At 66.3% G+C, this 9657-nt stretch carries 7 protein-coding genes and 1 pseudogene; 4 read left to right on the top strand and 4 right to left on the bottom strand.

What is annotated here, in order from left to right; all coding sequences use genetic code 11:
- A partial coding sequence (locus H926_RS25765; RefSeq protein WP_022675418.1) for a tetratricopeptide repeat protein occupies positions 1-1237 on the top strand: 1237 nt, incomplete at its 5' end.
- Positions 1238-1244: 7 nt separating this feature from the next.
- Here the strand turns inward: H926_RS25765 and panB are convergent.
- A complete protein-coding gene (gene panB, locus H926_RS0105460) occupies positions 1245-2114 on the bottom strand; it encodes a 3-methyl-2-oxobutanoate hydroxymethyltransferase (protein ID WP_022675417.1) in 870 nt (289 codons plus the stop codon).
- A 228-nt stretch (positions 2115-2342) separates the two neighbouring features.
- On the opposite strand from panB, the gene H926_RS0105455 reads away from it, so the two are divergent.
- Positions 2343-3863, top strand: a complete 1521-nt coding sequence (locus tag H926_RS0105455; RefSeq protein ID WP_022675416.1) for an amino acid permease — start codon at positions 2343-2345, stop codon at positions 3861-3863.
- A gap of 88 nt (positions 3864-3951) precedes the next feature.
- Here the strand turns inward: H926_RS0105455 and H926_RS0105450 are convergent, their stop codons facing one another.
- Both H926_RS0105450 and H926_RS0105445 read right to left on the bottom strand, forming a co-directional pair.
- Entirely contained in the window at positions 3952-4434 is a 483-nt protein-coding gene (locus H926_RS0105450) for a pyridoxamine 5'-phosphate oxidase family protein (RefSeq protein ID WP_022675415.1), read from the bottom strand.
- A gap of 32 nt (positions 4435-4466) precedes the next feature.
- The gene (locus H926_RS0105445; protein WP_028657628.1) at positions 4467-5360 is read right to left on the bottom strand and encodes an alpha/beta fold hydrolase; all 894 of its coding nucleotides are present in this window, start codon (positions 5358-5360) and stop codon (positions 4467-4469) included.
- Between the two features lie 147 nt (positions 5361-5507).
- Here H926_RS0105445 and H926_RS0105440 point away from each other — a divergent pair, with 147 nt between their 5' ends.
- On the top strand, positions 5508-6755 hold the full coding sequence (locus H926_RS0105440; protein ID WP_022675413.1) for a putative DNA modification/repair radical SAM protein: 1248 nt from the start codon (positions 5508-5510) through the stop codon (positions 6753-6755).
- Positions 6756-6758: 3 nt separating this feature from the next.
- Positions 6759-8201, top strand: coding sequence for a UdgX family uracil-DNA binding protein (locus H926_RS25760; protein ID WP_022675412.1), 1443 nt, complete (start codon positions 6759-6761; stop codon positions 8199-8201).
- A 61-nt stretch (positions 8202-8262) separates the two neighbouring features.
- On the opposite strand, the pseudogene H926_RS33020 reads toward H926_RS25760, so the two are convergent.
- A pseudogene (locus tag H926_RS33020) lies at positions 8263-9657 on the bottom strand (hypothetical protein); the annotation flags it as partial.

Below are 9657 nucleotides of genomic sequence, written 5' to 3'. Positions count from 1 at the left end.
GGGCCAGGCGTTTGACCAAGCCTTGCGGCTCACGCCCGACGACGCCGATCTGTGGGTGGCGATCGCCCGCCTGCGCTTTGCCGGGGGGGAGCAGGCGCAATCGGTGCAGGCAGCGGCACGGGCGGTGGCGCTGGCCCCACGCAATGCCCGCGCCCTGGCGCTGCGCGGTATGCTGGTACGCGAGCAGTTCGGCTTGCGCGCCGCGCTGCCGTGGTTCGAGCAGGGGCTCAAAATCCATCCCCAAGATCCTGATCTGCTGACCGAATACGCTGCCACCCTGGGTGACATGGGCCAGGCCCGCGCCATGCTGGTGGTGGTGCGCAAACTGGCCGAGGTGGATCCGGGCAACCCGCGTGCGCTCTATTTCCAGGCCGTGCTGGCCGCCCGCGCCGGCAAGACCGATCTTGCCCGCACCCTGCTGCAACGCACCGGCACCGCGCTGAGGGACATGCCCGCGGCCATGCTGCTGGGCGGGGTGCTGGAATATCGCGCGGGCAACTACAGCGTTTCGGCGGGATTGCTGGCGCGGCTGGTGCGGCTGCAACCGGCAAATCTCCAGGCACAGCAATTGCTCGCCCGCGCCATCGCGCGCGAGGGCGATCTGCGTCAGGTGGCTTGGCGTTGGGATAGCGTGGCGCGGCAGCCCTTTGCCACGCCCTATCTGCAAGCCACGGTGGCGCGCGCCTGGCAGGGGCTGCGCCAGCCACAACGGGCCAAGGATTTGGCCACCGTTGCCGCCCGCATGGGCCCGATGCGGCCCTTCACGGCGATCCCGCCCGATCTGCCGCTGGGCGCGCTCGCGCTGCGCTATCAGGATGGCCCCAATTTTGCCGACGTGGCGGTGCCCTATGTCCGTGGCCTGCTCGCCGCGCGGCAGTTTGACCAGGCGCGGGCCGTTGCCGATCGGCTGCGCGCGGCCAATCCCGGCGCGGCAGAAGCCTGGCTTCTGGCCGGGGACGCTCGCATGATCACCAATGACGCGCGCGGTGCGCTTGCCAGTTATGATGCCGCGGCGGCGATCCGGTTCAACGAACCCGTGCTACGCCGCATGGACGCAGCCCTGCGCGCGGCGGGCCGGGCCAGGGACGCCGACGCGATGACCGCGCGCTATCTGGCGCAAAATCCCGAAAGCCTCCTGGCGATGCGGCTGCTTGCCGTCGCCTGGGCGGGGGAAGGGCGCCAGACCGAAGCCCAGGCCATGGCCCGCGCCCTGGCGGCGCGGGGGCAGGTGCTTTAGGCCCTGATCACTTGGGCTGGTAGGTCTGCTCCGGCCCCGGAAACGCGCGCTCGCGCACTTCTTGGGCATAGTGGGCAGCCGCTTGCTCGATCGTGCCGGCCACTTCGGCATAGCGCTTCACAAAGCGGGGCACGCGCTCGAACATGCCCAGCATGTCTTCGGTCACCAGCACTTGGCCATCGCACTGCGCCGATCCGCCAATGCCGATCACCGGGCACGGCACCGCCTGGGTGATGGCAATGGCCAGCGGTTCCACCACACCTTCGGCCACGATGGCAAAGGCGCCGGCATCAGCCAGCGCGCGCGCGTCGGCCAGGATCTTGTCGGCTTCGGCCTGGCTGCGGCCGCGCGCGCCATAGCCACCCAGCACGTTCACCGCCTGCGGCGTCAGGCCGACGTGGCCCATCACCGGGATGCCGCGCGCCACCAGGAACGCCACGGTTTCGGCCATGGCCGCGCCGCCTTCCAGCTTGACCCCGGCGCAGCCGGTGTCCTTGAGCAGCCGCGCCGCCGCCGCAAAGGCCGCTTGCGGAGAGGCTTCATAGCTGCCGAACGGCATGTCCACGATCACCACCGCATGATATGAACCGCGCACCACGGCAGCGCCATGGGCGGCCATCATGTCGAGCGTGACCGGAACGCTCGATGGCAAGCCATAGATCACCTGGCCCAGCGAATCCCCCACGAGCAGGATATCGCAATGCGCATCCAGCAATTGCGCCTGGCGCGCGGTATAGGCGGTGAGCATCACGATCGGCTGCGCGGTGTGCCCATCCACCTTGCGCTGGCGGATGGCGGGCACCGACAGGCGCTTCATCGGCGCCGGGGTGGGATGGGCGCGGCTGGTGGCCGTGTCGAGCTGAAAGGTGGTGGACATGCGCACTGCTATCCCAAAAGCTGGCCCGAAAAGCCGGTCAGGTGTGGCGCGCGCTTCTATACCATGGGGCAAAACCCGCAAGGGCAGGAGGCATTGGCACATGCAGATGAAAAAAGGCCCTTTGCCAAGCCATAGGTTGCCGCTAGCGTTGCGGCCCATGACCTGGTTACCGGTGCAACGTGTTGGCGTGGGGGTTCCCGCCGCACCGGTCCAAGGCGGGAGATTTCAATGTTTGGACGCGTCAAACCACTCGACGCTATTCTGGCGACAGCCGAAAAGAAATCATTGCACCGCTCGCTCGGTGCCTTCCAACTGACCATGCTGGGCGTTGGTGCCGTGATCGGCACCGGTATTTTCGTGCTTACCGCAGAAGCCGCGCAAAAGGCCGGGCCGGGCATGATGATCAGCTTCATCATCGCCGGCTTCGTCTGTGCCGTAGCGGCGCTGTGTTACGCCGAAATGGCAGCCATGGTGCCGGTCTCGGGTTCCGCCTATACCTATAGCTACGCCGTGATGGGTGAACTCGTCGCCTGGATGGTCGGCTGGGCGCTGATCCTGGAATATGCCATCGCCGCTGGTGCCGTTTCGGTCGGCTGGTCGGGCTACATGATCGGCTTTGTCCAGAACAGCCTGCACATAACCGTGCCGCTGGAACTGGTGCGCGGCCCGTTTGACGGTGGGCTGATCAACTTGCCGGCCATGGGTATTGCCGTGGTGATTACCGGCCTGCTGATCCTGGGCACCAAGGAAAGCGCCACGGTCAACGCGGTGCTGGTGGCGATCAAGATCGTCGCCCTGTCCCTGTTCATCGCGCTGACCATTCCCATGATCAAGGCAGGCAATTTCCAGCCGTTCGCGCCGCTGGGCTTCACCGGCATTTCGGGCGCTGCGGCATCGATCTTCTTCGCCTATGTCGGCTTCGACGCGGTTTCTACTGCGGCAGAAGAGACCAAGAATCCGCAACGCAACATGCCGATCGGCCTGATCGGCAGCTTGGCAATCTGCACCGTATTCTACATGCTGGTGGCCGCTGGCGTGATTGGCACTGTTGGCGCGCAGCCGGTGTTCGGCCCCGGCCATGTTGCTCTGTCGCCCGGATCGCCCGCGCTGTCTGATGCCTGCAAGGCGATCGGTGAAAACGCCGTGGTCTGCTCCAAGGAAGCCCTGGCGTGGACGCTGCGTTCGGTCGGCCACCCGATGGTGGGCTGGCTGGTGGGCCTTGCCGCCATCCTGGCGCTGCCTTCCGTCATCCTGATGATGATGTTCGGCCAGACCCGCATCTTCTTCGTGATGAGCCGCGACGGCCTGCTGCCGGAATTTTTCTCCAAGATTCATCCGCGTTTCCACACGCCGCACGTGATCACGCTGCTCACCGGGGTGTTCGTGGCGCTGTTCGCTGCCTTCTTCCCGGTTGGTCTGCTGGCGGACGTGTCGAACTCGGGCACGCTGTTCGCGTTCGCGGCAGTCTCGATTGCGGTGCTGGTGCTGCGCCGGACCGATCCCACGCGCAAGCGTCCGTTCCGCACGCCGGCGGTGATGATCGTTGCCCCCATTTCGATCCTCGGCTGCATCTATCTGTTCGGCAGCCTGTCGGCCGCAACGATCCAGCTGTTCATCGGCTGGGCTGTGCTCGGCCTCATCGTGTATTATGCCTATAGCCGCAGCCGCAGCCATGTTGGCCGTGGCCTGACGGAAGTGCACGAAGGCGATGCTGACCTGCCGCCCAGCTCGGTGCCGCCGATCGACTGATCGCGCATCACTTTGGGCCAGCAATACAAAGGCCGCCGTTTCCCCGGGGAAGCGGCGGCCTTTGCCTATTGGAACGGGTTCGTTCCGTTTAGAGGCTGGTTTCGGCGTAGCCACCCTTGATGCTGTCGCCCACGGGCAGGCCCAGCGCCATCTTGACCGCGCCCATCACGCCCACTTCACCCGACCAGATTGCCGCTTCGCCCAGGTCCATGCGCAGGAACAGCAGGTTGGGATCGTTCTTGCCGCCCGGAAACCATGATTCCACCATGCGGCTCCAATGCTTGTCGAGCAGGGCGCGGTCGGTTTCCTCGGTCAGCGCGCCGGTGAAGCGGGCGAACAGGTCATGCCCCTTGGCGGCATAGGTCGCCGTAGCGCCACCCTGCGCGGCAAAGCGATTGTCGCGCGAGGTGAAGAACCAGATGGCGTGGTTTGCATCGCGGTCAAGCTGCGCGGTCATTGGCGCGGCGCTTTCTGGATCGGCATCCAGTTGCAGCATCACGAAAGGCGAATGGGCCAGTTCCTTCCAGAACTTTTCCTTCAGTTCCGCCGGGTTGCCTTGGTCATAATGCATCGTTTCTCTCCTGTGAAAGGGGGGTGTTCGGGTCAGACGTTGGGGGTGATCAGCATTTGCGCCGTCACCGCATCGATCGCGGCCTGGCGATCATCCGGGCGACGCCCGGCCAGAAAGTCGGTGAGGTCAGCGATCAGCCGCTCGGTTTCCGTGGCAAACACGCCGTGCGGTGCGCCGGAGTATTCGACCAGCATGGCATGCGGGACGGCGCGGGCCACCGCGCGGCCGGTCGCCTCGATCGGCACGGTCTTGTCGCCCGTGCCGTGGATCACCAGTGTCGGCACGGTAAAGCTCGCCAGGTCACCGCGGAAATCGGTGGTGGCAAAGGCCTTTGCCGCGGCCAAGGTCGGCAGCAACCCGGCTTGCATCGCGTGGTTCCACGACAGCGCGCGCTGTTCGTCGCTCACCGGTTGAGCCAAGAGGCCAACCCCATAGAAATCCTTGATGAACCCGGCCATGAACTTGGCCCGGTCGGCCAGCATGCCCTCGGTCATCTGGTTGAAGGTCTCTTGCGGCACGCCGTCAGGATTGTCTTCGGTCTTGGCCATGAACGGCACAACCGATGAAACCAGCGCCACCCGCCCGATGCCATCGGCACCGTGGCGCGAAAGATAACGGGCAATTTCCCCGCCACCCATGGAAAAGCCGACGAGGGCCGCGCCCGGCCGCGCGTCGGTGGCTGCCAGCACATCGGCGAGATCGTCGGCGAACGTGTCATAGTCATAGCCATGACCGGGCTGATCCGACCGGCCGAACCCGCGGCGATCGTAGGCAATGGCGCGATAGCCCGCGCCAGCCAGGGCGTTCATTACCGGATCCCAGCTATCGGCATTGAGCGGCCAGCCATGGATCAGCACCACGGCGGGACCTTGCCCCCAGGCCTTGACGTAAAGCTGGGTGCCATCGCGCGTCTTGATCATGGGCATGGTTCGCAAAACTCCGCAAATCGTCTGCCCCTCCGCGCCTATAACCGGTTGAGGGGGAAGAGCGTTCCGGTGCCCTGCCCAAAATGCCGTGGGCTGTTCGCCGCATCGGCACTGGCATTGTCAGAAAGAAGAACGTATAAGGAACGAATGTCGCAACCCTCGGTCATGGAACGGCTCGGCATCCTGGCCGATGCTGCCAAATACGACGCTTCCTGTGCCTCATCTGGCACGGCCAAGCGCAACAGCGCCGGCGGCAAGGGCCTTGGCTCGACCGAGGGCATGGGCATCTGCCACGCCTATGCGCCCGATGGGCGGTGCATCTCGCTGCTCAAGATCCTGCTGACCAACCACTGCATTTTCGATTGCCACTATTGCGTCAACCGCAAGAGCTCCAACGTGCGCCGCGCGCGGTTCACGCCGCAGGAAGTGGCTGACCTGACGATAGCGTTCTATCGCCGCAACTATATCGAGGGGTTGTTCCTGTCCTCGGGCATCGTGCGCTCGTCCAATCACACGATGGAGCAGTTGATCGAAGCCGCCCGCATCCTGCGCGAAGAGCATGAATTTCGCGGCTACATCCACCTCAAGACGATCCCCGAGGCTGACCCGGAGCTGGTCGCGCGGGCCGGACTCTATGCCGATCGCGTGTCGATCAACGTGGAATTGCCCACCCAGGCGGGTTTGGCGCGGCTGGCGCCCGACAAATCCACGCCGGTGATCGAAGGCGCCATGGCCAGCATCGGTAGCGCCATTGTCGAGGCCAAGGACGCGCGCAAGCGCTTCCGCCATGCGCCGCGCTTTGCCCCGGCCGGGCAATCAACCCAGATGATCGTTGGCGCCGACCAGGCCAGCGACGCTGATATCGTCGGCCGCTCGGCCACGCTCTACAGCCGCTTTCGCCTGCGCCGCGTCTATTATTCCGCGTTCAGTCCGATCCCCGATGCCAGTGCGGTCTTGCCGCTGCAACGCCCGCCCCTGATGCGTGAACACCGGCTCTATCAGTCTGACTGGCTGATGCGCTTTTATGGCTTTGCTCCGCACGAGGTGCAGCAGGCGGCCGATGCGGGCGGCATGCTGCCGCTCGATATCGATCCCAAGCTCGCCTGGGCGCTGCGCTTTCGCGACGCTTTCCCGGTCGACGTCAACCGCGCCCCGCGCGAGGCGCTGCTGCGCGTGCCTGGCCTGGGCGTGCGCGCCGTCAATGCATTGCTGTCGGCGCGGCGGCAGCGCCGGCTCCGGCTGGAAGACGTGGGCCGGCTGACCGTCTCGCTCACCAAGGTGCGGCCCTTCATCGTCACCGCCGACTGGCGGCCCACGCTGCTGGTCGATCGGGCAGATTTGCGCGCCAGCCTGGCCCCGCCCAAGGCGCGGCAGCTCGAACTGTTCGGCACCTGATCCTTGCGCGTCTGCCTTCCCGCGCCTGATGATACCGAGGCCTGGCGCACGGCGGCGCGCGGGCTGATCCTGGCCGGGATCACGCCCGATGCGGTGTCGTGGGAGGAGCCAGGGCAGGGGGCAGCCGACCTTTTCGCGCAAGATGTCGTGCCGATCCCGCCGCCACGGCCCGATGCCCCGCCAGTGCGCGCCAGCAAGGCGTTTCTCAACCTGGTGCGCATGGCCCTGCTGCACCGTGCGCCCGAACGGTTTGATCTGGCCTATCGCCTGCTCTGGCGCCTGCAGGGCCAGCCGCGTCTGGCCGAGGATGCGGCCGATCCGCTCGTGCGCCGGCTGGATCAATTGTCGCGTCCGGTGCGGCGCGACATTCACAAGATGCGCGCGTTCCTGCGCTTTCGCAGCGTGGCCGAGCCCGATGGCAGCGAGCGCTATGTCGCCTGGTTCGAACCGGATCATCATATCCTGCGCGCCAATGCCGGCTTTTTCGTGCGGCGCTTTGCGGCGATGCGCTGGTCGATCCTGACGCCGGCCGGATCGCTGCACTGGACCGGCGATGTGCTGGAGGAAGGGCCACCGGCCACTCGCCTGGATGCACCCGGCGGTGATCCGCTGGAAGAATTGTGGCGCACCTATTACGCCAACATTTTCAATCCGGCGCGGCTCAAGGTGGGCGCGATGCTCAAGGAAATGCCGCGCAAGTATTGGAAGAACATGCCCGAAGCCGCCCTCATTCCCGAACTAATCGCCGGGGCCCAGGCGCGCGAGGCGGCCATGGTCGATCTGGGGCGGCAGGAGTTCGGACATGCGCCGGATAGCCTGGCCGATCTGGCCACCGGCATTGCCGGCTGCCGCCATTGCGCGATCGGCTGCAACGGCACCCGCTCCGTGCCGGGCGAAGGCACGCGCCGCCGCGCGTTCATGATCGTGGGCGAACAGCCGGGCGATACCGAAGAGATGGAAGGCCGCCCGTTCGTTGGCCCGGCAGGCGAAGTGCTGCGCAGCCAGTTGCAGGCTGCCGGGATCGATCCGGGGCAGGGCTGGCTGACCAACGCGGTCAAGCATTTCAAGTATCAGCCCACCGGCAAGCGGCGCCTGCACCAGACGCCCACGGCCGGTGAGATCGATACCTGTCGCTGGTGGCTGGACCGAGAGCGTGAACTGGTGGCGCCGCGCCTGATCCTGGCCCTGGGCGCCAGCGCCGCGCGCGGGTTGATCGGCCGGACTGCCAGCGTGCAGCGCGAGCGCGGATTGCTTGCCCGGCAAGGCGACACAGACATCTGGCTGACCTGCCATCCCAGCTATCTGCTGCGGTTGGATGGCGCGGCAAGGGAGGCGGAACAGACGCGCTTCGTGGCGGATTTGCGCGGGTTTGCGCAGGCGTTGGAGACAGGATTCCACCACCCCCCGACCCCCTCCTCTAAAGAGGAGGGGGAGTTAACAAGCTGAAATCAAAGCCCCCTTCTCTTCAGAGGAGGGGGTTGGGGGGGGTGGGAAGCCTAAACCAACCTCACGCCCGAAGCCGCTCGATCCCCTGCGCCAGCGCCACATAGAGCTTGCCCATGTCGGACGAGAGCAGCGTCACGCCGAGGGCATTGCCATCGCGCGTCGAGAGCAACTGGCGCAGCATGCCTTCGAAATCGTGAATATAGCGGTTCACGTGGCCGCGGAATTCAGCATCGCCGGCATAGTGCTGCTGCACCGCCTTGGCATCGGCACTGTCGAGCAGAGTGACGGCGCGGCGGGTGAAGATGCCGCGATCGCCGCGAAGGTAGGAAGCCCAGGCCGTTTCCGAAACATCGGCTGACAGCGCCTGGGCAATGTCGATCGCGGCGGAATTGAGGGACTCGGTGATCAGTGCGGTGCGGCGCGCGAAGTCGTTGTCGACCTGTTCTTCGGCACGTTCGCGCGCGCGGGCAATGCGGTTCTCCAGGTTGGTGGCCAGTTCGTCCACCTTGGCCAACTGGTCGCGCATCTGCACGGCGCTGTCGCGGCTGGCGTCGGCGGCGTTGTCGATGGCCTGCTCCAACCGGGCGATCAGTTCGGCGCCGCGGCCTTGCAACACGCGGGCGAATGCGGCGTTGCCTTCCTCGCCCAGCCGCGCGGCAAGGGCCTCGATTTCGTCCTTTAGGGTTTCGCCCATGGTATCGCCAGCGGCACGGGCGGCGGCATTGAGGCGATCGATCGCGGTGGCCATGGTGCCGGTGATGTCGCCCGAAAGCGCCTCGGCCTCGCCACGCGCGGTTTCCAGCGTGGCGCGCACTTCATTGAGCTGCGCACGCTCGGCCGCGGCCTGCTGGGCAAAGGCTTCGTGCAGGCGGGCGACATGGGCCAGCGCCTCGGCAATGTCGGCGCTGGCGCCGCGCACGGTTTCGGCAAGGGCGGTGCCCTTGTTGCCCGCTTCGCCCAGTTCGGCATGCAGGGCGGTCACGCGCTGGTCCAGTTCGGCAAGGCCGGCCTGGCTGGTGCGCAAGATCTCGGGCAGTTCGTTGCGGCTGTGCTGCCCGGCGGCCTGGATCAGTTCGAGCAGGCGCACGGCGGCATCGGTGGTGCGCGCGATATGATCGTCTTGCGTGGTCAGTTCGATGCCGGTTTCGGCCAGGCGCGTGCGCAGCAGATCGAGCGCGCGGGCCACGGCCTGGGCCGTGGTATCGCCCATGCTGGCCGAGGCTGACAGCGTTTCGGCAAGTTCTGCCGCGCGGGCGGCGGCGGCATCGCATTGTGCGGCCAGGCGGCGCGCTTCATCGTGCTGGCGTGTACGCTGGGTATCGAGCGCACGATCGAGGTCGGCCAGCTTGTGGGCCAGTGCCTCGGTCGCCTCGTTGGCAGCGGCGGCGAGCGCGCTGCGCCGCTCGGCAATGGCGCGGTCAATTTCCACCATGCGGCGGGCCAGCGTCTCGCGCTG

The organism is Novosphingobium sp. B-7, assembly GCF_000410615.1.
GTDB lineage: Bacteria > Pseudomonadota > Alphaproteobacteria > Sphingomonadales > Sphingomonadaceae > Novosphingobium > Novosphingobium capsulatum.
The sequence above is the reverse complement of the archived record's forward strand: the minus strand, read 5'-3'. Positions and strand labels throughout refer to the sequence as shown.